The organism is Pseudomonas sp. RGM 3321 (assembly GCF_022836805.1).
Lineage (GTDB): Bacteria > Pseudomonadota > Gammaproteobacteria > Pseudomonadales > Pseudomonadaceae > Aquipseudomonas.
Genome location: NZ_JALHBH010000106.1, coordinates 1 through 24,706 on the forward strand (window position 1 = coordinate 1; position 24,706 = coordinate 24,706).

Annotated in this window: 27 protein-coding genes and 2 tRNA genes; 15 read left to right on the forward strand and 14 right to left on the reverse strand. The window is 56.5% G+C overall.

The genetic code is table 11. The features are described 5' to 3' along the window. Positions 1 to 1,326: 1,326 nt before the first annotated feature. A complete protein-coding gene (locus RGM3321_RS11435) occupies positions 1,327 to 1,677 on the forward strand; it encodes a hypothetical protein (protein ID WP_060406195.1) in 351 nt (116 codons plus the stop codon). Between the two features lie 61 nt (positions 1,678 to 1,738). Here RGM3321_RS11435 and RGM3321_RS11440 read toward each other — a convergent pair whose 3' ends face one another. Beyond that, positions 1,739 to 2,689: a hypothetical protein gene (locus tag RGM3321_RS11440; protein ID WP_244393140.1), complete on the reverse strand. Its 951-nt coding sequence runs from the start codon at positions 2,687 to 2,689 to the stop codon at positions 1,739 to 1,741. A gap of 498 nt (positions 2,690 to 3,187) precedes the next feature. After that, positions 3,188 to 3,264, reverse strand: a tRNA-Val gene (locus RGM3321_RS11445). Positions 3,265 to 3,554: 290 nt separating this feature from the next. Here RGM3321_RS11445 and RGM3321_RS11450 point away from each other — a divergent pair. Continuing rightward, complete coding sequence (locus tag RGM3321_RS11450; RefSeq protein WP_244393141.1) at positions 3,555 to 3,800, forward strand: ubiquitin-like protein; 246 nt, start codon at positions 3,555 to 3,557, stop codon at positions 3,798 to 3,800. 129 nt (positions 3,801 to 3,929) lie between these two features. Here the strand turns inward: RGM3321_RS11450 and RGM3321_RS11455 are convergent. Continuing rightward, positions 3,930 to 4,006: transfer RNA gene (locus RGM3321_RS11455), tRNA-Val, on the reverse strand. Between the two features lie 182 nt (positions 4,007 to 4,188). On the opposite strand from RGM3321_RS11455, the gene RGM3321_RS11460 reads away from it, so the two are divergent. Further along, positions 4,189 to 5,472 carry an FAD-binding oxidoreductase gene (locus RGM3321_RS11460; RefSeq protein WP_244393142.1) on the forward strand — a complete coding sequence of 428 codons (1,284 nt, stop codon included), beginning with the start codon at positions 4,189 to 4,191 and terminating at the stop codon, positions 5,470 to 5,472. A 59-nt stretch (positions 5,473 to 5,531) separates the two neighbouring features. Here the strand turns inward: RGM3321_RS11460 and RGM3321_RS11465 are convergent, their stop codons facing one another. Then, positions 5,532 to 6,227 carry a peptidase C39 family protein gene (locus RGM3321_RS11465; protein ID WP_244393232.1) on the reverse strand — a complete coding sequence of 232 codons (696 nt, stop codon included), beginning with the start codon at positions 6,225 to 6,227 and terminating at the stop codon, positions 5,532 to 5,534. 220 nt (positions 6,228 to 6,447) lie between these two features. Between RGM3321_RS11465 and RGM3321_RS11470 the strand changes: the two genes are divergently transcribed. Next, complete coding sequence (locus RGM3321_RS11470; protein WP_244393143.1) at positions 6,448 to 6,630, forward strand: hypothetical protein; 183 nt, start codon at positions 6,448 to 6,450, stop codon at positions 6,628 to 6,630. 98 nt (positions 6,631 to 6,728) lie between these two features. Here RGM3321_RS11470 and RGM3321_RS11475 read toward each other — a convergent pair whose 3' ends face one another. Both RGM3321_RS11475 and RGM3321_RS11480 read right to left on the reverse strand, forming a co-directional pair. Then, entirely contained in the window at positions 6,729 to 7,487 is a 759-nt protein-coding gene (locus tag RGM3321_RS11475; protein ID WP_244393144.1) for a TerC family protein, read from the reverse strand. Between the two features lie 43 nt (positions 7,488 to 7,530). After that, a complete protein-coding gene (locus RGM3321_RS11480) occupies positions 7,531 to 7,767 on the reverse strand; it encodes a hypothetical protein (protein ID WP_244393233.1) in 237 nt (78 codons plus the stop codon). Positions 7,768 to 7,900: 133 nt separating this feature from the next. Here RGM3321_RS11480 and nhaR point away from each other — a divergent pair, with 133 nt between their 5' ends. Continuing rightward, complete coding sequence (nhaR, locus tag RGM3321_RS11485; protein WP_244393145.1) at positions 7,901 to 8,803, forward strand: transcriptional activator NhaR; 903 nt, start codon at positions 7,901 to 7,903, stop codon at positions 8,801 to 8,803. Here nhaR and RGM3321_RS11490 read toward each other — a convergent pair. Together RGM3321_RS11490 and RGM3321_RS11495 are read right to left on the reverse strand one after the other, a co-directional pair. After that, entirely contained in the window at positions 8,800 to 9,954 is a 1,155-nt protein-coding gene (locus RGM3321_RS11490) for an MFS transporter (RefSeq protein WP_244393146.1), read from the reverse strand. The two genes, nhaR and RGM3321_RS11490, sit on opposite strands and share 4 nt — an antisense overlap. Before the next feature lie 204 nt (positions 9,955 to 10,158). Then, positions 10,159 to 10,668, reverse strand: a complete 510-nt coding sequence (locus tag RGM3321_RS11495; RefSeq protein ID WP_244393147.1) for a DUF1993 domain-containing protein — start codon at positions 10,666 to 10,668, stop codon at positions 10,159 to 10,161. 154 nt (positions 10,669 to 10,822) lie between these two features. Here RGM3321_RS11495 and RGM3321_RS11500 point away from each other — a divergent pair, with 154 nt between their 5' ends. Further along, the gene (locus RGM3321_RS11500) at positions 10,823 to 11,485 is read left to right on the forward strand and encodes a DUF480 domain-containing protein (protein WP_244393148.1); all 663 of its coding nucleotides are present in this window, start codon (positions 10,823 to 10,825) and stop codon (positions 11,483 to 11,485) included. A 40-nt stretch (positions 11,486 to 11,525) separates the two neighbouring features. Here RGM3321_RS11500 and RGM3321_RS11505 read toward each other — a convergent pair whose 3' ends face one another. Beyond that, a complete protein-coding gene (locus RGM3321_RS11505) occupies positions 11,526 to 12,341 on the reverse strand; it encodes a shikimate 5-dehydrogenase (RefSeq protein WP_244393149.1) in 816 nt (271 codons plus the stop codon). Positions 12,342 to 12,551: 210 nt separating this feature from the next. On the opposite strand from RGM3321_RS11505, the gene RGM3321_RS11510 reads away from it, so the two are divergent. Together RGM3321_RS11510 and RGM3321_RS11515 are read left to right on the forward strand one after the other, a co-directional pair. Continuing rightward, the gene (locus tag RGM3321_RS11510) at positions 12,552 to 12,908 is read left to right on the forward strand and encodes a hypothetical protein (protein ID WP_002553616.1); all 357 of its coding nucleotides are present in this window, start codon (positions 12,552 to 12,554) and stop codon (positions 12,906 to 12,908) included. A 172-nt stretch (positions 12,909 to 13,080) separates the two neighbouring features. After that, entirely contained in the window at positions 13,081 to 13,263 is a 183-nt protein-coding gene (locus RGM3321_RS11515; RefSeq protein ID WP_005743550.1) for a hypothetical protein, read from the forward strand. 96 nt (positions 13,264 to 13,359) lie between these two features. Here the strand turns inward: RGM3321_RS11515 and RGM3321_RS11520 are convergent, their stop codons facing one another. Further along, entirely contained in the window at positions 13,360 to 13,920 is a 561-nt protein-coding gene (locus RGM3321_RS11520; protein ID WP_057442399.1) for a hypothetical protein, read from the reverse strand. A 261-nt stretch (positions 13,921 to 14,181) separates the two neighbouring features. On the opposite strand from RGM3321_RS11520, the gene pbpG reads away from it, so the two are divergent. Continuing rightward, a complete protein-coding gene (gene pbpG, locus RGM3321_RS11525) occupies positions 14,182 to 15,123 on the forward strand; it encodes a D-alanyl-D-alanine endopeptidase (RefSeq protein WP_244393150.1) in 942 nt (313 codons plus the stop codon). 71 nt (positions 15,124 to 15,194) lie between these two features. On the opposite strand, the gene RGM3321_RS11530 is transcribed toward pbpG, so the two are convergent. The 4 genes from RGM3321_RS11530 to RGM3321_RS11545 form a co-directional block, all read right to left on the reverse strand. Further along, positions 15,195 to 16,625, reverse strand: a complete 1,431-nt coding sequence (locus RGM3321_RS11530; protein ID WP_244393151.1) for an NAD-dependent succinate-semialdehyde dehydrogenase — start codon at positions 16,623 to 16,625, stop codon at positions 15,195 to 15,197. Positions 16,626 to 16,670: 45 nt separating this feature from the next. Beyond that, positions 16,671 to 17,066 carry a low affinity iron permease family protein gene (locus RGM3321_RS11535; protein ID WP_016982075.1) on the reverse strand — a complete coding sequence of 132 codons (396 nt, stop codon included), beginning with the start codon at positions 17,064 to 17,066 and terminating at the stop codon, positions 16,671 to 16,673. A 233-nt stretch (positions 17,067 to 17,299) separates the two neighbouring features. Further along, positions 17,300 to 18,160 carry an SDR family oxidoreductase gene (locus RGM3321_RS11540; RefSeq protein WP_244393152.1) on the reverse strand — a complete coding sequence of 287 codons (861 nt, stop codon included), beginning with the start codon at positions 18,158 to 18,160 and terminating at the stop codon, positions 17,300 to 17,302. Between the two features lie 107 nt (positions 18,161 to 18,267). Continuing rightward, entirely contained in the window at positions 18,268 to 19,407 is a 1,140-nt protein-coding gene (locus tag RGM3321_RS11545; RefSeq protein ID WP_244393153.1) for a glutathione-independent formaldehyde dehydrogenase, read from the reverse strand. Between the two features lie 271 nt (positions 19,408 to 19,678). On the opposite strand from RGM3321_RS11545, the gene RGM3321_RS11550 reads away from it, so the two are divergent. From RGM3321_RS11550 to RGM3321_RS11575, 6 genes are all read left to right on the forward strand, one after another. Next, positions 19,679 to 20,269 carry an amino acid synthesis family protein gene (locus RGM3321_RS11550; RefSeq protein WP_244393154.1) on the forward strand — a complete coding sequence of 197 codons (591 nt, stop codon included), beginning with the start codon at positions 19,679 to 19,681 and terminating at the stop codon, positions 20,267 to 20,269. A 63-nt stretch (positions 20,270 to 20,332) separates the two neighbouring features. Beyond that, complete coding sequence (locus RGM3321_RS11555; RefSeq protein ID WP_117139924.1) at positions 20,333 to 21,181, forward strand: alpha/beta fold hydrolase; 849 nt, start codon at positions 20,333 to 20,335, stop codon at positions 21,179 to 21,181. Next, positions 21,178 to 22,659: an aldehyde dehydrogenase gene (locus RGM3321_RS11560; RefSeq protein WP_244393155.1), complete on the forward strand. Its 1,482-nt coding sequence runs from the start codon at positions 21,178 to 21,180 to the stop codon at positions 22,657 to 22,659. Before RGM3321_RS11555 ends, RGM3321_RS11560 begins: the two co-directional genes overlap by 4 nt. Before the next feature lie 13 nt (positions 22,660 to 22,672). Next, positions 22,673 to 23,158: a flavin reductase family protein gene (locus RGM3321_RS11565; RefSeq protein WP_244393156.1), complete on the forward strand. Its 486-nt coding sequence runs from the start codon at positions 22,673 to 22,675 to the stop codon at positions 23,156 to 23,158. Between the two features lie 187 nt (positions 23,159 to 23,345). Continuing rightward, positions 23,346 to 24,098: a GntR family transcriptional regulator gene (locus RGM3321_RS11570; RefSeq protein ID WP_002553605.1), complete on the forward strand. Its 753-nt coding sequence runs from the start codon at positions 23,346 to 23,348 to the stop codon at positions 24,096 to 24,098. 1 nt (position 24,099) lies between these two features. Continuing rightward, positions 24,100 to 24,663 (forward strand): NUDIX hydrolase, encoded by a 564-nt coding sequence (locus RGM3321_RS11575; protein WP_044319295.1) that lies wholly within the window; start codon positions 24,100 to 24,102, stop codon positions 24,661 to 24,663. Positions 24,664 to 24,706: the final 43 nt, after the last annotated feature.

Sequence of the window (24,706 nt, forward strand, 5' to 3'; positions counted from 1 at the left end):
GAGCGCCTGCACTCGACGCTGCATTACGTAAGTCCGATGCAATACGAGCAGAACTGGCAAAGGCAACAACCCTAGATACTCGACCCCGACGCCGGGTTAAGGGATACGTTTCTCGGGGGCAAGGTCACCATTCGTGTAGGTGATTATGTCTTAGACAAACTCAGCGGTGAAGTTTTAGGGGAGTACACCACTCACCCAATGCCCGAGGTTCCTTATGATTATCCATCTGCTCGAAACTGCAACCTTCCACCTAAGCCTACTATCTGTCTCCTTACCCCTTGCGAGCAATCTCCTAATAAGCAGACTGTAGCGACAACAAAAATCAAAGTTAAGAGAGGGCCTAAGCCTAAGACCATGCTCAACCCTTATGCTAAGCACTTCAAGGTGGCACACAGCGAGGAGCATCCTTGGCTTGATGATTACGTCTACGGCTCCTGTATGACAGCAGGGGGAGTTAGCAATGGTACAATGAATACTAGCCCCTCTCATGTACTGAACGCTTGTATGCTAGACATCGTGAGCACTGAAATAGTCATAGCCACTATCCACCTAGAAGGACTCACACCCATGAGTCCCCAGCAAGCACGCAGAGTATGTCAATGCGCTAGACACGCAATCAGTGGTATGAGCTTCTTCCTTGAGCGTAACCCTAGCATCAAAGGGCTACTAGAATTTGAAGTTAACTTCGCTGACTTCTACCTTTCCCTATCCAAACATTAATACGCTCGGATATATAGAGAGGAACTATCCTCCTTCTTACGATAGACCTACCAGTCTACGAATGTGACACACAGAGACAAGGGGAGCTACCGCTCCCTCTCTGACATATTTAATACGCTCGGATATAGAGAGACATCGAGATACCTGTCACGCAGTGACGCTTAGTGATTACTCGCTGAAGAACAGCCTAGCTATAGGCTAGGACTTAATACGCTCGGATATATAAGGAACTTATAGATGCCCCTTGAACTGATCAGCGTCAGTATTACTTTTTCCCAAAAATCCTTAAAGACTCCTTAAGAGAAATTGGGAAACCTTAGCGTCAGCAAGCTGACAGGTGCTATTCCCTTCTTAGGAAATTAATCTAGACACCATCCTTAGACTACCATCTACCGATGGACCTACTTAAAAGCAAAAGCAACGTCAGCGTAGCTGACAAGAGCACGCATAAAAGAGAGGATCAAAAGCGAACTACCTACCAGTATGTATTGCTCTTGATCTTTCTTTATTGCGTATGCCACTACGTGGCGTGCTCTTGCTTCTGCTGTCACGCAGTGACTCCTGCTGAAAGCCCACTACTAACCTCACACACTTAAAGAGAACAACATGAACATTCAAGACAAACACAAACAGCAATACGTAGAAGCTTACTCACACATTGAGCTAGCCAAGACACTTGGAGTTAGTCTAGCCCTGCTAGATAGCCATGCAGAAAACCAAGGATGGAAAGAGGAGCATCGACTCTACTGGTTCGACAAGTCACTTGAGTCATTGAAGTATGCGCTTAACGAAGGAAGCATTCCTGCTGTCAAGGAACTACTTAAGATTGCTGGTGTAACCAGACCAGTGGGCCGACCAAAGAAACAAGACATTGAAGGCCATCTAGCTAAGGAAGCCAAAGTGACCGAGGAATGGGAAGCTGACTTCCGAAGACTGACCCTAGTGTCACCAAACTGAGAGAATTATTTATTAAAAGAGGTGGGGTGCATTGCATTTTTAGGCGTACAACCATATCAGCCTATTGCTGCACGGCATCAAAACGAACCTCGGTCAGCAGATTACTCCCACCTTTAGAGGTCAAACATAATGTATACTTTTGCAGGAACTTACTTTCTGAAGCTAACCATCTGCATAGCGATGCTTTGACCTCATTAACCTCGAGACTTTTAGCCCCATAGTGGTCGCGCAATAAATCCTGAACCATTCCAGCAGCCAAATCAGGCAAGCTTAATAAGTCATTAAAGTATGAGGACTCTTCGAACGACTTTGCAAAGCCAACTAACTCAAATTTCTTTCCTGAATATTGATGAAGCATCGTCATGAGATGGTGCTGAGCATGCTTAAAATTTGCGCCATTACCATCTTCGTTTATGGCATCCCTGTCGCTCTGCCAAAATATTTTATGCCGCTCCTCACATAGCAAGTCAAGTAGCAACACGAGCGGCCCATAAATACGATACATTTTTTCTAACCGCTTATACTTCCACTTACCTGCCCCCACTGCGGCCGCTGATTTCTCTAAATTTTCTTGACCACTTTTCTTATCCACACCAAACATCGTGGAAATAGATGCATCTATGGCCACAGTAACAAGAATACCATGCAGAAAGTTATTAGCTGCATTCAAATACTCCGTAATTGCTCTGCTCGTAGGACCGTAATTGATATCTTTGAAACTTATCTCAGTGGTACCCAAACTAAACTTAGACCTAATCAACCTACTCTTTTCATTGAAGCAGCCAATCTTGTCGGCAGATACAAAGAGAAAAGAATAGGTACGAAACGCAGCACCTGGGTGCTCACCACCGTAATCGGAGAATACAAAAACACCTTTGTCTTCTGAGAAATCTGGCAACGACCCTAGGCTTTCGAGCTGCATGGCAAGTAGGTTTAGGTAGCCAGTCCAACCGTCCTTGGATTTGCTCAGCCTGAAAGGTCCCGCTTTGTAAGGGGGAAGACTGAAGACCATCGAACTCGCTCCTTGGATCGCAATGATTGGCTGAGTGTAGCGGTTTCTAGCAGAAATTTCCGTGACGCAATGCATAAGAAAGGACAGCCCCTAACCCCCTGCCTACCCCTCTCGCCTTGATGGCCCCACGCACACAGAAATTGGCCCTTGCCTTGAGCGTCAAGAAAATTCCACAGAGGGGTTGGGTAGCGTTCAGCCCACAGCAGGCACGTAGCTCAGTTGGTTAGAAGCCTGCCATTGTGAGGCCACGAACAATGAGCACCACCTTAACAAGAAGGTGTTCAAGTCATACAGATCAGTAGGTTAGCCATGGTCGTTCACATTTACTCGTGTGAATGCCACTGTGAACGTTCGTGTGAACGACGATTTGAACGAGAACGGACGTTCCCATTGCGGTGTGTGAACGATGCCTATAGATTGTGAACGTTTTCTCAAGGCAACAAAAAAGGGAACCCTTTCGGATTCCCCTCTCGACCGCCCAGCAGAGCGGATTTTGTCTGGTAGGCGCGATTGGACTCGAACCAACGACCCCCACCATGTCAAGGTGGTGCTCTAACCAACTGAGCTACGTGCCTGCTGTGGGTCGGCATTCTACGGATATTCGAATGCCTGTCAAACGCTTTTTTGCAGTAACCCTCTGAATACCTGAAATTTTTAGCTCCGACCTCAGAGATCCGCTCTGATCAAGCGGCATCCTTGCGAATCCAGCCTGACGCTCGGTCATCTTCCGAACCCTACCTAGCAACTTTACTAGTATCGCTCATCATTAAGCAGTCATAACCTTGTTGGCGCACATACATCTCGAGATTCAATGTAGATACCTATATTGGAGCGCCACAACTTATCAAGCCGCCCAGGAAATCCGATGAAAATTTATGTAACAACATTAACACTCTATAAATTCACGCTTGAGGTGGAGTCATCCGATACCATCGAAAACGTCAAATTAAAGATACAGGACAAGGAGGGTATACCACCCGAGATCCAGCGGCTAATATTTGCAGGCAGGCAACTGGAAGATGCGCAAACGCTGTCAGATTACAATATCCAGAAAGAAAGCGAACTGCAGTTGTTCTTTAGGCTCACCAGTGGAACTGTTTTAGAGCTTTAACCAAACTATCAGCGGTGTACCCATTTCTTCGGTGTTACAGAAAAATTCTGCTGCGCACGGCGAAAAAACAAAAAAGGGTCAGCCTCTCGGCTGACCCTTTTCTTACCGCCCAGCAGAGCGGATTTTATCTGGTAGGCGCGATTGGACTCGAACCAACGACCCCCACCATGTCAAGGTGGTGCTCTAACCAACTGAGCTACGTGCCTGCTGTGGGTCGGCATTCTACGGATATGCGAATACCTGTCAATCTGTTTTTTTGCTAACCCTATGAAATACAGCGTTTTTTGCCAATCTACAGACAATGGCTCTTTTTGCCTGCTGCTGGCAGAGCTTTTATATCTCGGGTACGATTGCCGCCATCGTCAAGAATATTAAACGGAGTCTCAGGATGGCAAATACGTCCTATCCGCAGTCCTACTACGCCGCTTCAGCCAATGCCGCCCCGGAACGTCCCGCCTTGCAGGGCGAGGTCGACACTGACGTGTGCGTCATCGGGGCTGGCTATACAGGCCTGTCCAGCGCGCTGTTTCTGCTGGAAAACGGTTTTCGGGTCACGGTGCTGGAAGCGGCGAAGGTCGGGTTTGGCGCATCGGGCCGTAACGGCGGGCAGATCGTCAACAGTTACAGCCGCGACATCGATGTGATCGAGCGCACTGTAGGGCCGCGCCAGGCGCAGTTGCTGGGGCAGATGGCATTTGAGGGTGCGGCCATCATTCGTGACCGGGTTTCGCGCTATGGCATTCAGTGCGACCTGAAGGACGGCGGTGTGTTTGCGGCGCTGACCAGCAAGCAACTGGCGCACCTGGAAGCCCAGCAACGGCTCTGGGAACGCTACGGCCATAGCCGCCTGGAATTGATGGACAAGCGCCGGATCAACGAAGTCGTTGCCTGCGATCAATACATCGGTGGTTTGCTGGACATGACCGGCGGCCATATTCACCCGCTCAATCTGGCGCTGGGCGAAGCGGCGGCGGTCGAAACCCTGGGCGGCACGATTTACGAGCAGTCGGCGGCCATTCGCATCGAGCGCGGTGCCAACCCTTTGGTCCATACGGCGCAAGGCAAGGTCCGCGCCAAGTTCATCATCGTGGCTGGCAACGCCTATCTGGGTAACCTGGTGCCGGAACTGGCGGCAAAATCGATGCCGTGCGGCACTCAGGTGATTACCACAGAACCGTTGAGCGATGAGCTGGCCAAAACACTTCTGCCGCAGGACTACTGCGTCGAGGACTGTAATTACCTGCTCGATTACTACCGCCTCAGCGCCGACAAACGCCTGATATTCGGTGGCGGCGTGGTGTATGGCGCACGAGATCCGGCCAACATCGAAGCCATTATTCGCCCGAAGATGCTCAAGGCATTTCCACAACTCAAGGACGTGAAGATCGACTACGCGTGGACCGGCAATTTCCTGCTGACCCTGTCTCGCCTGCCGCAGGTTGGCAGGCTTGGCGACAACATCTATTACTCGCAGGGTTGCAGCGGGCATGGCGTGACTTACACGCATCTGGCGGGCAAGGTACTGGCCGAGGCATTGCGCGGTCAGGCAGAGCGCTTTGATGCGTTCGCCGACCTGCCCCACTACCCTTTCCCTGGCGGGCAGATGTTGCGCACACCGCTTACCGCGTTGGGTGCCTGGTATTACAGCCTGCGTGACCGGCTGGGTTTTTAACTTCCCTGACAGTAAAACGGCACCTGATCGGTGCCGTTTTTGCGCGTGCCGCGTTTATTTCATTTAACGCCTCGTGCCAGCGTTCGTTTCGCCTCACCCGCCGCCTGCTCCTGCCCGGACTTCGACAAAGCTTCAGCCGCCTGCAGCCAGCGCTGCTGATCGACATTGGCGGGCAACTGCCGAGGCGACTGAACCAGCACCGCCCAACTGCCGGCCGCTTTCCACGCCGATGTGAAGCTGCTGAAACTCATTGAATAGCGACGATCCATGCCCGCATTCAACAACACGGTCTCCTTTACCCGGTTGTAACCGATCAACACGGCGTAACGCGGGCCTTTCCACAGTGCAGAACCCTGGGCAAAGCGCAGCATCACCGGATAGCCCGCGGAAACCTGAGTCAGCAGGTCCTGCAATTGGCCATCAAGCGGATAGACCATGAACCCGTATTCCCGCGCGACCTCCTGCATATTCTGCTCGAGGTGGTCTTCGGCACCCGGCAATTGCAGCGGTTTGTCGAGCAAGCCGGGCGTGGTCTGTACCTGTTGGTTGGCCAGCATGCTTGCCAGCACCATTGGCCCGCTCTGGTAGGCGTTACCCCGGAAGAACGGCACCGACGTCAGTTCGACCCGGTCCGGAAGGCGTTTCATCTCGGGCGTGACCATTGAAGAACAGCCGACAAGCCCCATGAGCAAGGCTAAAACCAGCCATGAACGTAATGCACCGGCATTACCGGAATAGAAAGAGACCGACAAGATGTTCACTCGCTTAAACTGATGCCGGGCAACCCACGACCCGGCCTGGACACCGATCATAGAGCTCTGGGAGTTCAGGGTATAGTCAGGCACTGCGGCTCATCGGGCAGAATGGAAAAAATAGTTCATAGCCCTGCGCCATTGGTCAATTAACCGAAACATGCTCAGTACTAGACTGTCAGTTATCAAGACCGCAACAAAAGCAGGAAATGTGGAGGCACTTATGAGCCTGGAACTGACAATCGTGATGCTGCTCGCTTCGTGGCTTGCCGTAGCCAGCGCCATGCTGTGGGGCGTGATGCGCATATCCCGCCGCCATCACCAGCCGCGCAGCGCATCGCCACCTGTGGCAAAACGGCCGAGCCTGGTAAAGGCTGTCAAAGTACCCGCTGCTGTGGCCAGCTGATAGTTCGTCGTGCCGCTCGGATACAATTGTCGGCAGTGAAAATGCAAAAAGGTCGACCCGGTTCACCCGGGTCGACCTTTTTTCAGCCTGACCTGCTATCAGTACGCGGACACCTGAGCAGCAGCCTTTCTGCGTCTTGCTCTGCGTACCAGCATGTTCAAGCCTTCGATGGCTGCCGAGAAGGTCATGGCAGCGTAGATGTAGCCCTTGGGCACATGAGCGCCAAAGCCTTCGGCGATCAGCGTCATACCGATCATGATCAGGAAGCCCAGGGCCAGCATGACCACCGTCGGGTTTTCGTTGATGAACTTCGCCAGCGGGTTGGCGGCAACAAGCATCACGACGACGGCGGTGATTACAGCAATGACCATGATCGGCAAATGTTCGGTCATGCCCACGGCAGTGATGATACTGTCGATGGAGAACACCAGATCCAGCATCAGGATCTGCACGATGGCCGCGCTCATGCTCAATGCCACGACCGAACCCAGGGCTTTCTCTTCCTCGGTCTTGACGTCCATGCTGTGGTGAATTTCCGTCGTCGCTTTCCAGACCAGGAACAGGCCACCGGCGATCAGGATCATGTCCTTCCATGAGAACGCCTGACCGATCACCTCGAATACCGGCTCTGTCAGTTGCACGATGTACGCCACGGTGCTGAGCAAACCCAGGCGCATCACCAGCGCCATACCGATACCCAGTTTGCGCGCCTTTTCTCGTTGGTGCTCAGGGAGCTTGTTGGTGATGATCGAGATGAAGATCAGGTTATCGATACCCAATACGACTTCCATAACCACCAGTGTTGCCAGCGCGATCCAGGCTGCCGGACTTGTTGCGAGTTCCAATAGGTATTCCATAGATCACTGCCCTGCCTGAGCCAATATTAGTTGTAAGTCAGCTTTATTTATCGGTCGTGTTTTCGGTTTCAGCCGAGCTTTGTGGTGGCTGCTGCACCGAAAGTTCCTGTTTTGCCTCATCAATCGCCTTGGTTGCGGCTTGATGGGTTTCGTCAATCGCTTGTTTTGCAGTGTCGGCTGCAGCACTCACCACATGCTTGGTGGACGACTCTATCTGATCGCATCCTGCCATTACCAGCAGCGAACAGCCCAGCAATGCAGCGTAAAGGGGTTTATTCATGGCTTCCTCGGTAAGCAAGGCTGGGCGGCGTGCTCCAGCCCGGCGTTGGAAGCGGATTCTAGACATTTTGAAACATACGGAAAATTCGATTTTATAAGGCTTATACTTCGGCTTTACCGAATCGGCAGAAATCATGCTCAATTACCGTCAGCTTCATTACTTCTGGGTGGTAGCCAAAACCGGGAGTATCGTGCGCGCCTGCGAGCAGTTGAATCTCACCGCGCAGACCGTCAGCGGGCAGATAAGCCTGCTGGAGGCGTCCTTGGGTGTCGATCTGTTCCAGCGCGTAGGTCGGCAACTGGAAATGACCGAGGCAGGTCGCTTGGCGCTGCCCTACGCCGAACAGATGTTTCAGTTGGGCAATGATCTGGAAAACCTGCTGCGCTCGCAGCCAGATGAACAACAATTGCGGCTGCGCATCGGGGTAGCTGATGTGGTACCCAAGTCCATCGTGTACCGGCTGATTGCCCCGACCATGAACCTCAGTGAGTCCATTCGCATCACCTGCCGGGAAGATAAACTGGAAAGGCTGCTGGCAGACTTGGCAATCCAGCGTCTGGATCTGGTGATATCGGACAGCCCCATGCCGCAGCACCTGGATATCAAGGGCTATAGCCAGAAACTGGGAGAATGCGGGGTCAGTTTTTTTGCGACCCGTGAAGTGGCAGAACGTATCGGGAGTGGCTTTCCGCAGTGCATGCACGGTGCGCCGCTGTTGATTCCAGGCCAGGAAACCGTCGTCCGCGGCAGGCTGATACGCTGGTTTGCCGAACAGAGCATCCAGCCGCGCATTATCGGCGAGTTCGATGACAGCGCGTTGATGAAGGCGTTTGGCAAATCCGGCAGCGGTGTCTTTGTTGCGCCCAGCGTCATCGCCGATGAGGTGCAGAGCCAGTATGGCGTACAAGTGATAGGCCACACCGATGCGGTGACCGAATCATTCTACGCCATCACCGTGGAGCGCAAGGTCAAACACCCCGGCGTTGTCGCCATCACCGAAAGCGCACGAAACCAGCTGTTTACCGACGCAGGTTAGGCGGCAAGCGGGCCGGAATCACGTCTGATCAACAGCACTGCCAGCACAATCGCAAGAGCGATAATGCCAGCGGCGGCGAAACCGACGTTACCCAGACCGAGATGATCAATGACCCTGCCGCCGATCATCGCTCCGATGCCGATGCCAAGGTTCGCCCCGGCGATGTTAAGCGACGCAGCGAACGCAGGTGCTTGCGGCGCGGCCTTGATCAACCGGACATGACTGACCAGAAACAAGGCTGCCTGGGTGATACCCCATATTGCCAGCGCGACGGGCAAGGCGAACACCGAATGAATGCTCGGCACCACAGCGATCATGCCGACCACCATGAAGGCGCAGAATACCAGGCTGGCAATCAGCGGATGCCGGTCAACCATGCGCCCGCCCAGCGAGTTGCCGAGCAAGCCGACCGCGCCAAACCCCATCAGGCACCAGCCCACCAGGTTGCCGTCGAACCCGGCGAGACGCTCCAGCATGTCCGCCAGATAGGTGTAGGCGGTGAACATGCCGCTGAATACCAGTACCGACAGCAGCACATGCCCCTGCATCATCCGGCTGCGCAAAATGCCGAACTGGTTGAGGATCGACACCGGGTTTTTCTTTGCAGCCGTTCGTGGCAGATAGACCGCCAGCAACAGTGCCTTGGCAAATGCCAGGCCAGCGAGCACCAGAAACGCACTGCGCCAGCCGAAAGCATCGGAAATCAGGGTGCCTATGGGAATGCCGAACACCGTGGCGCAAACGATGCCGAAACCGATTCTGGCAATCGCCCGACCAGCGAACTGCGGCCCGACGATGTCCACGGCGGTCTCACTGGCCAGTGCCCAGAACACAGGCAGCCCCAACGCAGGAATCAGCCGCGCCAGCCCCATCACGGCAATATTGGGTGCCAGCGCTGCCAGTGCATTTGAAAAGCCGAATAGCACAAGGATGCCGATAAACAGACGCTTGCGCTCGAAACGCGAGAAATAGGCAGTCAGAAAAGGACCGAACGCTGCAACCGTGAATGCGAACAGGGTGACCAGCAGCCCCGCTTGCGAAACCGTCACATCCAGATCGCGGGCAACCGCAGGCAAAAGACCGACGATGACGAATTCTGTAGTCAGCACGGTAAAACCGGCGGCCGACAACAGAAGTATGGGCAACAACATGAATACTCCGGAAAAACACTACAGCCCGAAAAACAGGGCTGACACCCCGACAACTCTCGTTCCCACGCTCCGCGTGGTAATGCATTTCGTGACGCTCTGCGTCAGCCAACGCGTGCCAATGCGGAGCATGGGCACGATAGTCAGTCGGATTTGTGCATAACGCCGAGGGGCGAGAACATCAGCGAGGCTTCAGCCTCGCACGCTTTAGAACTTGCCCATGAAGTCACGCTTGCCGATTTCAACGCCGTTATGGCGCAGCAGGTCGTAAGCGGTGGTGACATGGAAGAAGAATTGTGGCAAGGCGTAGCTGAGCAGATAAGCCTGACCGTTCAGACGCTTTTCCTTTTCAGTGCCGGGGCGCAGTACGATTTCGATACCTTCCTTGCCGTCGATCTGCTCGGGCGTGATGCTGCCGATGAACACGAGCGTCTTGGCAAGCAGTGCCTGCAGTTCGGCAAAGGTGGTTTCGGTGTCATCGTATTGCGGGATCTCGACGCCTGCCAGGCGGGCCGAAGCACCCTTGGCAAAATCGACGGCAATCTGCACCTGACGGGTAAAAGGCAACATGTCCGGGAACAAACGCGCCTGCAGCAGCGCTGGCGGCTGGATTTTCTTCTCGGTCGCGTAGGCTTCGGCCTTGGTCAGAACATCGCTCAGCGCATTGAGCATTTGCTGAAAGACAGGAATGGAAGCGGCGTACAGGGAAATAGACATGACATATCCTGATTGAGAAAGGCGCAATTATAGACCCACCTGACGGCAAACACCGTGACACTTTTCGGCGACCCTGCAGATCAGTGCAACAGACACTGGCAATAATGTGCGCCACGCCCTACGCTGATCCACCGCCATCACTCAGGGAAGCGTCATGTCCATTGAATCGCCCTCCTCCGAATCCTCCCCGAATGCCGAGGCCCTGCAACTCAACAGCACTGAAGTGCGTGTTCTAGGCTGCCTGATCGAGAAACAGGCGACCAACCCGGAAACCTACCCGCTGACCCTTAATGCACTGGTGCTTGCCTGCAACCAGAAGACCAGTCGCGATCCGGTCATGAACCTGACTCAAGGCCAGGTCGGTCAGAGCCTGCGCGCTCTTGAGAGCCGAGGCCTGACGCGTCTGGTGATGGGCAGTCGCGCTGATCGCTGGGAGCACCGGATCGACAAGACCGTTGAGCTGGTCCCTGCGCAGGTGATACTGACCGGCCTCTTGCTGCTGCGCGGCCCGCAGACCGTCAGCGAACTGCTCACGCGCAGTCACCGCATGCACGATTTCGAGGACAGCGAACAGCTCGTCCATCAACTGGAAAGGCTCATCGCCAGAGGCCTGGCGATGCTCGTACCCCGCCAGTCCGGCCAACGGGAAGATCGTTACATGCACCTGCTGGGCGATCCGGAGGATCTGCAGGAGCTGCTTGCAGCCCGTCAGCAAGCGCCTGAGCGTAACGCAGCAAACCCTGCTGCCAGCCAGCGTCTTGATGAGCTGGAAGCGCGCGTCGCCGCCCTTGAAGAGCGCCTTGCCAGACTGGAGTGATGCCCGGCGTTCCCCGTCCGGCCCGGCGCGCACGCTAAGGCTATACGCCCCTGGCGAACGCCGCGGCCTGTTTATACTGCTCATCGGTCGGGCGAACGCCGGTATACAGTACAAACTGCTCCAGTGCCTGGATCGCCGCGACTTCATCGCCGCTCACGACACGCTTGCCCAGGCGGCGGGCAGCCTGGATCAGCGGCGTTTCGGCCGGGGTGGCCACAACATCGAAAATCGTCTCGGCCGCATCGATGGCCTGCAAGTCAAACGACAACTCGTCAGCCTGGGCACCTTGCATGCCTAGCGGCGTGACGTTGACCAGCAAGGGTGGTCGCACGCTTCCCAGCTCCGCCTGCCAGCGAAAGCCACACGCCTCGGCCAGGCGTCGACCGGCCTGCTCGTTGCGGGCCACGATCAGGCCATCGGTGAAACCCGCATCGCGCAACGCGAACGCTACTGCCTTGGCCATGCCCCCGCTGCCACGCAGGGCAAATGCGCTGCGAGGGACGGCGTGGCTCTCCATGAGTTGCGCAACCGCGATGTAGTCCGTGTTGAACGCCTTCAAATGCCCATCAGTGTTGACGATAGTATTGATCGACTGGATGGCAGCGGCGGAAGTATCAAGCTCATCGACCAGTTCAATACAGGCTTCCTTGAACGGCATCGAAACCGCACTGCCGCGTATCCCTAGCGACCGAATGCCCGCCACGGCAGCGGCAAGGTCAGTGGGTGAGAAGGTCTTGTAATAGAAGTTAAGGCCCAACTGCTGATAAAGATGATTGTGGAAACGCACGCCAAAGTTGCCGGGACGGGCGGCCATGGACATGCACAACAATGTGTCTCTGTTTGCAGTAATGGGCATACAGGTTTCCTCCAGACGGTAATAGCTTGAATATTCGATAAAAGCGTATGCTACGCACCAGTGAACGCGAGGACACGCGCCGCACACCTTACATAAAATTTACTCAGCACTTTCGCAGATTCTTACAATTTCGATGTCATAGTGTTACCCCGTGGCAGTGCTTGAGAGTGATGCAGGCGCGCGACAACGGGTTGAGAGCGAGGAACAATCATGATTCGTCAAATCCCCAAGATCGCCTTGTTTGTAGGTGCCCTGGCCCTTGCTGGCCAGGCGAATGCTGACCGTGGCTGGGGTGGCCCTGCCGTGGTAGGTGCTATCGTAGGCGCTGCCGTTGTCGGGGCGGCGGTATCTTCAAGTCGCGATAGAACAGTGTACGTAGAGCGCGAGCCGGTTTATGTGCAACAACAGCCGGTCTACTACGCACCACCACCGGTCTATTATCAGCCGGCCCCGGTCTACCAGGTTGTCGAGCGCTACCCACCGCCTCCACCGCCAGGCTACTACCATCGCTACGGGCCACCACCAGGCCCGGGCTATTACTACGGCCCGCCACGCGGCCGCTGGTAACCGAACAAAAAACCCGCCTTTTCAGGCGGGTTTTTCATTCGTGTGCTCACACTATCGCCTGCCGTTGCAATGTACCCGACCCTCGTTGTTATCAATGACCACTATTGAGAGTGTCGATTTCTACCTTTCCCGATCGGCCTCTACAGTAGCTGCATGGATTGAGGAGGCAGTTATGACCAAGGTACACATCATGTCCGTCGTCGGAAGTGCAGTTCCAGCGCCGCTCAGAGAGCGAGGTCTGCTGGCCTGCTGGTACCTGATTCAGGACGGCGAGCCGGTCAGCGGCCCTCTGGCGTCTTTGCCTGTCGCCGAAGAGTTGTCCCGGCAAATGCAGTGCCAGCCCCTCAACAGCTGATTTTTTCTGCGAACCTCGTGCGTTGCTCCGCACATCCCATTGCCCGCCTCTTTAAAGGCGGGTTTTTTTTGAGCCTGGGGAAACAGACGATCAACCTCAGCCGCGCTCGGCCATAGCGGCATTGACCTGACAGCGATGCGCCAGCTTCTGCAGGCGTTTTTCCAGTGCCATGAACACCACACGATCGGTCCGACCACTGTCGAGTTCATCGATCAGGTCATTGGCAACCTGACGCAACTCGTGAGCCAGCACCACGCGATCATCGTTCAAGTCCTGTTTGTGAGACTCGAACAGGCGATGCAGGTAGTCCTGCAACGTGTATTTCAAGCTGTGGCGGTCAGTGGCACGCAGGTGCGTCAAGTTGAGACTGATACGGCCCTGCAATTCGCTCAGTTCGCCACACAGATACTGCATGCGCCGGGCATAGCCTACTTCGCGGTCACGTATCTGCTTGCGAGCCTGCTCTGCCTCCTGTTTGCGCTGAATGGCGGGTACAGCCACGGCAACCATCAAGCCCACGATCAGGCCGATGGCCTGCATCCAGCCTGCCCAGTCACTGGGGCGCGATGTAAAGCCGACACCCAGCAGCAGGATGACAACCAGCGAAGCGATGATCACCAGTACCGCGTAATCCTTGCTGACAAACCCCTTGAGCATTGCATGACTCCTTGAATCGGTGACCTGAATGGCATGGAATGCTAATCGGTGCAGGCCTTTCACACCACGACTATTCAATTGTGGTTCGGTTTTAAACAGGTTTGAAAGCAAAAAGCCACTTAACCGCAACTTAACGAAATCCCGTTTCCTGCATTTATTCATGAAACGCCCTGCGACACCCATCGACATACCGCAAAGTCTGCTCATAAAATGCAGCGTTTTGACGCGATCCCTTCCATTACCTTCTTTATCGAGTGAGCCTTGCTCTTGAAAATTCGTCTGTCTCTTCTGGGCCTATTATTTGTACTTACCGGCCCGGCGCTTTCCACTACCACGCTGGCAAACGAATCCGCTGTTCTGAATCGTGATCCTTCCAATCTGCACCTCGCCTCAGGCAGCGCAATGGTCATCGACCTGCAATCCGACAAGGTCCTGTACTCCAGCAACCCGGACGTGATTGTGCCGATTGCCTCGGTTACCAAACTGATGACCGCGATGGTAGTCCTTGATGCCAAACAATCGATGGACGAAGTCATACCGGTCAATATCTCCCAGACCCCGGAAATGAAAGGTGTGTTCTCCCGGGTTAAACTCGGCAGCGAAATGAACCGCCGCGACATGTTGCTGATCACTCTGATGTCGTCGGAAAACCGCGCTGCGGCGAGCCTGGCGCACAGCTATCCCGGCGGTTACCCCGCGTTCATTCTGGCGATGAATGCCAAGGCCAAGGCACTGGGCATGAAACATACCGCCTATGTCGAACCTACCGGCCTGTCGGTTTACAACGTATCGACCGCACGTGACCTCACCAAGCTGGTGATGGCGGCACGCAAATACCCGATGCTCAGTGAACTGAGCACCACCGAGCAAAAGACGGTGACGTTCCGCAAACCGACCTACACCCTGGGTTTCAGCAACACCGACCACCTGGTGCGCAAGGACAACTGGGATATCAAGCTGACCAAGACCGGCTTTACCAATCAGGCTGGCCACTGCCTTGTGCTGCTGACCAGTATGGCCAGCCGTCCGGTTTCCGTGGTTATTCTCGATGCGTTCGGCAAGTACACCCACTTCGCCGACGCCAGCCGCATACGCAAGTGGATGGAAACCGGCCAGAGCGGCCCGGCACCTGAAGTTGCCCTGCAGTACAAGAAAGAAAAGAATCTGGTCATGAGACAGACCGGTATTCAAGCCAAGGACTGACGGGTACGTGCAACAAAAAAACGGTCGCGATGCTTGCACATCGCGACCGTTTTTATTTACCCGTTGCGCACTCAGTTGTACTGAGTGACCAGCTTGGTGTTCAGGTAAGCCTCAATGGCCTCTGTGCCGCCCTCGGAACCGTAACCGGAATCCTTGATCCCGCCGAACGGGACTTCCGGCAAGCCGATGCCCTGATGGTTGATCGACAGCATGCCCGCCTCAATGTAAGTACTCAGCGCCTGAGCGGTCTTCATCGAGGTCGTGAACGCGTAGGACGCCAGCCCGAACGGCACCCGGTTGGATTCGGCAATCGCCTCTTCAACCGTGTCGAACGGCACCAGCAGCGCAACCGGCCCGAAAGGTTCTTCGTTCATGATGCGCATTTGCGGTTTCAGGCCACTCAATACGGTTGGCTCGAAGAAATAGCCCGGCCCCTCGACAGCCTTGCCTCCGGCAGACAAGGTTGCACCGCCACGCACAGCGTCTTCGATCAGATCGACCAGCGCAGGAATACGTCGCTCGTTGGCTACCGGCCCCATTGTGGTGCCCGCCTCCAGACCGTTGCCAACCTTGATTTCGTGCGTCAGGCCCACGAACTTCTCGGTGAAGGCGTCCAGTACCTTGCGCTGAACCAGAATCCGCGTTGGCGATACGCAGACTTGCCCGGCGTTACGGAACTTGGCGGTCGCCAGAACGCGAGCTGCGAGGTCGATATCAGCGTCATCGAACACCAGCGCTGGCGCATGACCGCCCAGCTCCATGGTTGCCCGCTTCATATGTTTCCCGGCCAACGCAGCCAGTTGCTTGCCGACCGGTGTTGAACCGGTAAACGTGACCTTACGAATCACCGGATGCGGGATCAGGTAGCTGGAGATTTCAGCCGGATCGCCGTAGACCAGACCAATCACGCCTGCCGGAACACCGGCATCGGCAAACGCCCGAATCAGCTCGGCAGGCGACGCCGGGGTTTCTTCCGGAGCCTTGACGATGATCGAGCAACCGGCTGCCAGTGCAGACGACAACTTGCGCACCACCTGATTGATCGGAAAATTCCACGGCGTGAACGCCGCAACCGGACCGACCGGCTCCTTAATGACCTTCTGCTCAATGGCCACGCCGCGGGAAGGCACGATCCGGCCATAGCTGCGACGCCCTTCCTCAGCCAGCCAGTCGATGACATCAGCGGCAGACAGGGTTTCCATCCGCGCCTCGGCCAAGGGCTTGCCCTGCTCCTGGGTCATGAGCCGGGCAATGTTATCGGCACGCTCGCGAATCAGGTTCGCGGCTTTCTGCATCAGCTTGTAGCGATCATAGGCCGAGGTCGCGCGCCAGGTGGCAAAGCCACGCTCGGCCGCCGCCAGGGCTTCGTCAAGGTCGGTGATACCGGCATGCGCCACACTGCCCAGCGACTGGCCGGTTGCAGGGTCTATGACCGGAATGGAGCGGCCATCGCGGCTCGCGCGCCATTGGCCATCGATATAAAGCTGTACGTCTGGATACATGAAAAATCTCCATAGGTAATTGGAAAAACCGGCGTGGCTGAGCGATCAGATTCGCTGCTCGGCACCAGCCATCGGTAGAGGGGCGTCGATATCGTGCTCGCCGCCCATGGCCTCGTATTTCTTGCGCAGGGCCCTGAGGTCCTTCTGCGTGAGGCCGTCGAGGTTCAGCAACGAGTTCTGCGCATCCTTGGTCACGCGCAACAGCTCGTCGACTTTCAGGTGCAGGACATCGTTGTCACGGTTCTGCGTGTTCTGGATCAAGAACACCATAAGGAAGGTAATGATGGTAGTCGACGTATTGATGATCAACTGCCAGGTATCGTTGTAGTGAAACCACGGACCAGTGAATGCCCAGAGGCAGATCAGCACGACGGCTGAAGCAAAGGTGGCCGGGCTGCCCGCCCATTTTGAAAGGGACTGGGAGAATCTGGAGAACTTCATCAGCAACTGCCTGAACACGGGGTGTCTTACATGGACACCACTAGCGCCTTGAAATTTCCTGCAACAGGTCGACCTGTTCAGCTGACTGACAGACTTTAACGCCTATTCAAAACTGGGAGGACGTGTGTCCGCCCTTCTCACCGGGCGATGCTTCGCGGCTGAAATAACGTGCCGATGCTTCAGAAACGGCACCCGCCAAGGCACCGTTTCAACCGCGCAAACGTTCCATGAATTTACAGAATCGGCTTGCCGCCCGTCACTGCATAACGCGACCCGGAGATGTAACTGGCTTCATCCGAGGCCAGCAGCACGTAGATCGGCGACACTTCCACCGGCTGACCTGGACGGCCCAGCGGAGTCTCGCTGCCGAAGCTTTTGACATCTTCGTCGGTCATGGTCGCCGGGATCAGTGGCGTCCAGATCGGACCTGGAGCAACGCTGTTCACGCGGATACCCTTGTCGCCCAGCAACTGCGCCAGACCACCGGTGAAGTTGGCAATCGCGCCTTTGGTGGTCGCATACGCTAGCAGCGTCGGTTTGGGCATGTCCGAATTGACCGAACTGGTATTGATGATCGAGCCACCCCGCGGCATATGCGGAACCGCAGCCTTGCAGATGCGAAACATCGCCGTGATGTTGATATCGAAGGTCTTGACCCACTCTTCGTCGGAGATTTCTTCCAGCGTTTCGTGATTCATCTGGAATGCGGCGTTGTTGACCAGCACATCGATACGGCCGAATTCAGCCACCGTCTTGCTCACGATGTCTTCGCATTGCTGCTTCTGCGCCAGATCGCCCGGCAACAGCAGGCATTTGCGGCCCGCCTCTTCGACCCAGCGCTTGGTTTCTTCCGCGTCCTCATGCTCGCTCAGGTATGAGATCGCGACCTGCGCTCCTTCACGTGCAAAGGCGATCGCGACTGCGCGGCCGATGCCGCTGTCAGCGCCGGTGATCAGCGCGATCTTGCCCTGCAGACGCCCGGAGCCCTTGTAGCTTTTTTCGCCGCAATCCGGATAGGGGTCCATCTTGCCCTGCAACCCCGGAACCTCTTGCGGCTGACTGGCAAACGGCGGCTTTGGGTATTCTTCGTTCATCTGAATAACTCTCCCTGGCTCAATAAAAACTGACTGAATAAACACAGTGCTGCCCCTTGTCGCCGGGCACCGCCACAGACGACAAGGGAGTTGATCCACTACAGCAATCAAGCACCCGGCTTGAGAACCACTTTGGTCCAACCGTCATCACGCGCGTCGAAATGCTGATAGGCCGCAGGACCTTCCTCAAGTTTCAGACGATGGGAAATGATCTGCGAAGGCTTGGCACGATCATGGTGAATCAGCTCGGCCAGACGGCGGTTGTAGGCCTTGACATTGGCCTGCCCGGTGCGGATCTGCTGGCCTTTGAACCAGAACGAGCCGAAGTCGAAGGCCATTTTGCCTTCCTTCGCCAGATCGTTATGCGCGCCCGGGTCCTGTGGCACGAAAACACCCACGACACCGATACCACCAGTGGCCTTGGTCGAGGCCACGAGGTTGTTCATGGTGACGTGATTGGCCTCATGACCATGACGGTCGCAACACTGATAACCCACGCATTCGCAACCGCGGTCGGTGCCTTTGCCATTGGTCAGATTGAGAATCTGATCCACCGCACCCTGCTCCAGCGAATTAATCGGCGTCGCGCCCATTTTCGCTGCAAGCGCCAGGCGATCCGGGTGGTTGTCGACCACGAATACTTGCGAAGCACCCTTGATCATTGCCGAGTGTGCAGCCATCAGACCAACCGGACCGGCACCGTAAATGGCAACACTTTCGCCCGGCAGCAGGCCCGCCAGTTCAGTGGCATGCCAGCCGGTAGGGAAAATATCCGAGAGCATTACGTAATCGTCTTCGCGCTCGGCAGCGTCTTCGGGTAACAGCAGGCAGTTGAAATCTGCATAAGGGACGCGCAGCAACTCGGCCTGCCCGCCTTCGTGGTCACCCATGTCGGCAAACCCGTAGGCCGCGCCAGCGCTGCCGGGGTTGGCGGTCAGGCAATAACCCGTCAGGCCTTTCTCACAGTTTTCGCAAAAACCGCAGCCAATATTGAACGGCAGGCACACCCAGTCACCCGCCTTGATGCGGTCGACGCCTGCGCCGATCTCGATGACCTGGCCCATGTTCTCATGGCCAAAGATACGCCCGGTCTCGAACGACGTACGACCTTCGTACATGTGCAAGTCCGAGCCGCAGATATTTGTGGAGGTCACTCTAATAAGAGCGTCCGTTGGCTTCTCTATCTTTGCATCCGGTACGTTTTTGACACTGACGTCACGCGGACCGCTATAGACGATGGCTTTCATAGTGGGGCTCTCCTGAAGTAAAAATTCGATTGAGCTTTTTACGACTCACCGAATGTCTGTCACGGGAGGAACCGTCATGTTCAAAGCGATTGCCTTCACACCTGACGAGTGGTCGCCGACAAGATCGACGCAGAGCTGTTTGCAACTACGCATTTGCGCCAGATCAGCCGACCGGCAATGACCGGTGCGAGCCGCAAATAAGCATTTGCACGCCCAATCTTATGGTATACCATCATACGAAATACAAAAGCACTCGCTCCGGGAGTCGTTCATGAGCTTTGAAATTCGCAAGATCGTCAATTACACCGAAGAAACCTTCATCGAAGGCGGCAAGGCCACCGACAAACCGGTCACCATGATTGGCTTGGCGGTGGTGATCAAGAATCCGTGGCTGGGCCGCGGATTCGTCGAAGACCTGAAACCGGAGATTCGTGCCAACTGCTCGGATCTGGGTGAACTGATGGTCAAGCGCCTCACTGATGCGATTGGCGGCGCCGAAAAAATCGAGGCCTATGGCAAGGCCGCGGTGGTCGGCGCGGACGGCGAAATCGAACACGCTTCGGCAGTGATCCATACCCTGCGCTTTGGCAACCACTACCGCGAAGCGGTCAAGGCCAAGAGCTACCTGAGCTTTACCAACAAGCGCGGTGGCCCAGGCACGTCCATCCAGATTCCGATGATGCACAAGGATGATGAAGGCCTGCGCTCGCACTACATCACGCTGGAGATGCACATCGAAGATTCGCCCCGTGCCGACGAAATCATCGTAGTCCTTGGTGCAGCCGACGGCGGACGCCTGCACCCGCGGATCGGCAATCGCTATATCGACCTGGAAGAACTGGCTGCCGAAAAGGCTCAGTAATCCATATAAGTAATCCATAAAGGCTGTGATCCATTCCTTTTTACCTCCGCGCAGGAGCGATCCATGATTCAGCTCACCGCTGAACACACCCCGGCGGGTACCAGCTATCTGGCTACCGGCCAAGGCCATCCCGTGGTGTTGATTCACGGGGTGGGCCTGAACAAGGAAATGTGGGGCGGCCAGATCGTTGGCCTGGCCACGCATTATCAGGTAATCGCCTATGACATGCTCGGCCATGGCGCTAGCCCGCGTCCGGACCCGGACACTGGCCTTCCGGGCTATGCCGAGCAACTGCGTGAGTTACTGGAGCATTTGCAACTGCCTCAGGCGACGGTCGTCGGTTTCTCGATGGGCGGGCTGGTGGCGAGGGCGTTCGCGCTGGAGTTTCCACAGCTTCTCGCCGGGCTGGTGATTCTCAACAGCGTGTTCAACCGCAGCCCGGAACAGCGAGCAGGCGTCATTGCGCGCACCAGCCAAGCCGCTGAGCACGGGCCGGACGCGAACGCAGGCGAGGCTTTGTCACGCTGGTTCAGCCGTGAGTATCAGGCGGCCAACCCGGCACAGATTGCGGCCATTCGGCAGAATCTGGCCAGTAACGATCCGCAAGGCTACCTGACTACCTACAAGCTGTTTGCTACCCAGGATATGTACCGAGCCGAAGATCTGGGCGATATTCGCGCACCGACCCTGATTGCCACTGGCGAACTTGACCCTGGATCAACGCCGGAAATGGCCCGTGAACTGGCCATGCGCATCAGCGGTGCCGAAGTCGCGATACTGCCCGATCAACGCCATATGATGCCGGTTGAGTCGCCGCGCCTGGTCAACCAGGTGTTGCTCGACTTCTTTGAAAAAACCGGTCTCGACAAATTGGCGACTGCCCACAACTCGATCAAGGGGATAGTTGCATGAGCCTTACCCGCTTTCAGATGTGCATCGACGGTCAGTGGGTCGATGCGTTGTCCGGCAAGACTTTCGACAGCCTCAACCCGGCGCTGGCTGAACCGTGGGCGCAACTGCCCGACGCCGACGAAGCCGATGTCGAACGGGCCGTACAGGCTGCTCAGAAAGCCTTCGAGGGCCCAGCGTGGCGAGGCCTTACTGCCACGGCACGCGGCAAGCTGCTGCGCAAACTGGGCGACCTGATCGCCGAAAACAAAGAGCAATTGGCGCAGCTGGAAAGCCGCGACAATGGCAAGCTGATTCGCGAAACCCGCGGTCAGGTCAGTTACCTGCCGGAGTTCTTTCATTACACCGCCGGGCTGGCTGACAAGCTTGAGGGCGGCACCCTGCCCCTCGACAAGCCGGACCTGTTCGCCTACACCGTGCATGAACCGATGGGCGTGGTCGCCGGAATCATTCCGTGGAACAGCCCGCTGTACCTGACCGCCATCAAGCTGGCCCCGGCGCTGGCGGCGGGCAATACCATCGTCCTCAAGCCTTCGGAACACGCCTCGGCCACCGTGCTTGAGCTGGCGCGTCTGGCGCTTGAAGCGGGTATCCCGCCCGGTGTGGTCAACGTCATCACCGGTTACGGCCCGACCACAGGCGCGGCCCTGACCCGCCATCCTCTGGTGCGCAAGATTGCCTTTACCGGTGGCGCGGCCACGGCTCGCCACGTGGTGCGCAGCAGCGCCGAGAATTTCGCCAAACTGTCACTGGAACTTGGTGGAAAATCACCGAATATCATTTTCGCCGACGCCGATCTGGACAGCGCCATCAATGGTGCGGTCGCAGGCATCTATGCAGCGTCCGGGCAAAGCTGTGTGTCCGGCTCGCGACTGCTGGTGCAGAACGAAATCTACGATGAATTCGTCGAACGCCTGGCCGAGCGCGCCAGTCGTATCCGGATCGGCAATCCGCAGGATGAAACCACCGAAATGGGTCCGATGGCCACGGCCCAGCAACTGGCCGTGGTAGAAGGTCTGGTGGCGGACGCGCTGGCCGAAGGTGCACGCCTGCGTCTGGGCGGCAAGCGCCCGAAGCTGGACAGCAAAGGCTGGTTCTATGAACCTACGCTGTTCGAATGCGACCGCAACTCGATGAAAATCATGCAGGAAGAAGTGTTCGGCCCGGTGGCCTCGGTGATTCGTTTCAAGGACGAAGCCGAAGCGCTGGCCATTGCCAACGACTCACAGTTCGGCCTCGCCGCCGGAATCTGGACCCGTGACCTGGGCCGCGCGCATCGCCTGGCGCGGGATATTCGCTCGGGTATCATCTGGGTCAATACCTATCGTGCCGTGTCAGCCATGGCGCCTATCGGTGGTTTCAAAAACAGCGGCTACGGCCGCGAGAGCGGGATAGACTCCGTACTGGCCTACACCGAACTGAAAACGGTGTGGATCAACCTTTCGCAGGCGCCCATGCCTGATCCATTTGTCATGCGTTAACGAGGCCGCTGCGATGATCGAACCGAGTATCTACAAAGAAGTCATGGCGTCATTTCCTTCAGGCGTCACGATTGTCACCACGCTGGACACCGAGGGCAATCTGGTCGGTATCACCGCCAGTGCGTTCAGCGCGCTGTCCATCGACCCGGCGCTGGTGCTGTTCTGCCCCAACTACGCATCGGACACTTACCCGGTGCTGCGCGACAGCAAGAAATTCGCCATTCACTTGCTGTCTGCCGACCAGCAGGTCGAAGCCTACGCGTTCGCCAGCAAGGGCAAGGACAAGACCAAAGGCATCGAGTGGCACTTGAGCGAGCTGGGTAACCCGCTGCTGGGCAAGGCAACGGCTATCATTGAATGCGAGCTTTGGCGCGAATACGACGGTGGCGATCATGCGATCATTGTCGGCGCAGTGAAAAATCTGATTTTGCCAGCGGTCCCGGTCACACCGATGGTTTATCACCGGGGCAAGATGGGCGCGCTGCCAGCCATCGTCTGAGGCTGCGCCAGGCGGTTTTGGTGGTTGCAGGCATCGGCGTGATAAACTCGGCCGCGACCCGGGTCATGCGTCCGGGCCATGCAGCAGCCCGCGTGGTTCGTGGGCTGCCGACATGAGCGAGACTTTGTTTCCAGCCACGGTTTCCAGTCACGTTTTTACTTTGACAGCCCCATTCCGAGCACACCCGATGAAACGCCTGCCACTCGATGACACCTTCAAGGTCAACCGCAACCCCGTCACCCTGCGGGAGATTGTGCTGGACAAGCTGCGCAGCGCGATCATGAATTTTCAGCTGCTGCCGGGCGATCGTCTGGTCGAGCGTGATCTGTGTGACCGTCTGGGCGTCAGCCGCACCTCGGTGCGCGAGGCGCTGCGCCATCTGGAATCCGAAGGCCTGGTCGAGTTCGCCGATGCCAAAGGTCCGCGCGTTGCCATTATCACCCTGGCAGACGCGTGCGATATCTACGAGCTGCGGTGCGTACTGGAGGGCCTGATTGTTCAGCTGTTCACCCTGCGCGCCAAGCCCAAGGACATTCGCGCACTGGAAAAAGCCCTGGAGGAAAATCGCCAGGCGCTCAAGGAAGGCGAGCTGCAGCAAGTGATCGATTCGGTTCAGGGTTTCTATGATGTGCTACTGGAAGGCTCCGGTAATCACGTCGCCGCAACACAGCTGCGTCAGTTGCAGGCGCGCATCAGCTATCTACGCGCCACCTCGGTCTCCCAGGAAAACCGCCGCGGTGCGAGCAACAAGGAAATGGAACTCATGGTCGAGGCCATCAAGAGCGGCGACCCGATGGCCGCGCATCAAGCCTCGGTCGATCACGTGCGCAACGCCGCACGCGTGGCACTGGAATATTTGAAATCCAAGCAGGACGAAGACACCAAAGTCCGCGAAATCATCGCGCCCGTGGCACTCAAAGAACCCCGCATAGGGCGCTGACATGGTCACACCGCGCTTCTGCCCTCAATGCGGATGCGCTGACCTGGCTCAGCGCGTCCCCGAAGGCGATACCCACACGCGTTTGATATGCGGCGGCTGCCAGTACATTCATTACGTCAACCCGAAGATAATTGCCGGATGCATCATCGAGCAGGAAGGCAAATATCTGCTGTGCCAACGCGCCATCCCGCCGCGCCCCGGCACCTGGACACTGCCTGCCGGGTTCATGGAAAGCGGCGAAACCACCGAGCAGGCGGCGCTGCGTGAGGTCTGGGAAGAAACCGGGGTGCGTGCCGAAATCGTCTCGCCCTACTCCATCTTCAGCGTGCCGCGGATAAGCGAAGTCTACATCGTGTTCCGTGCCATCGCCCTGGAAGTCACCGGCCAGTTTGGCCCGGAAACCCTGGACTACCAATTCTTCGCCCCTGAAGACATCCCGTGGGACAGCATCTATTACCCCGCCATCCGCCAGATACTGGAACGCTATATCGAAGAGCGTCAGGCGGGGGTTTATGGCATCTACATCGGCAACGACGACACCGGCAAGGTCCACTTTATTCGTTAAACGCAGCTCCAGGCGAAGCAGTCCGGGCCGCACCTGGATTTTG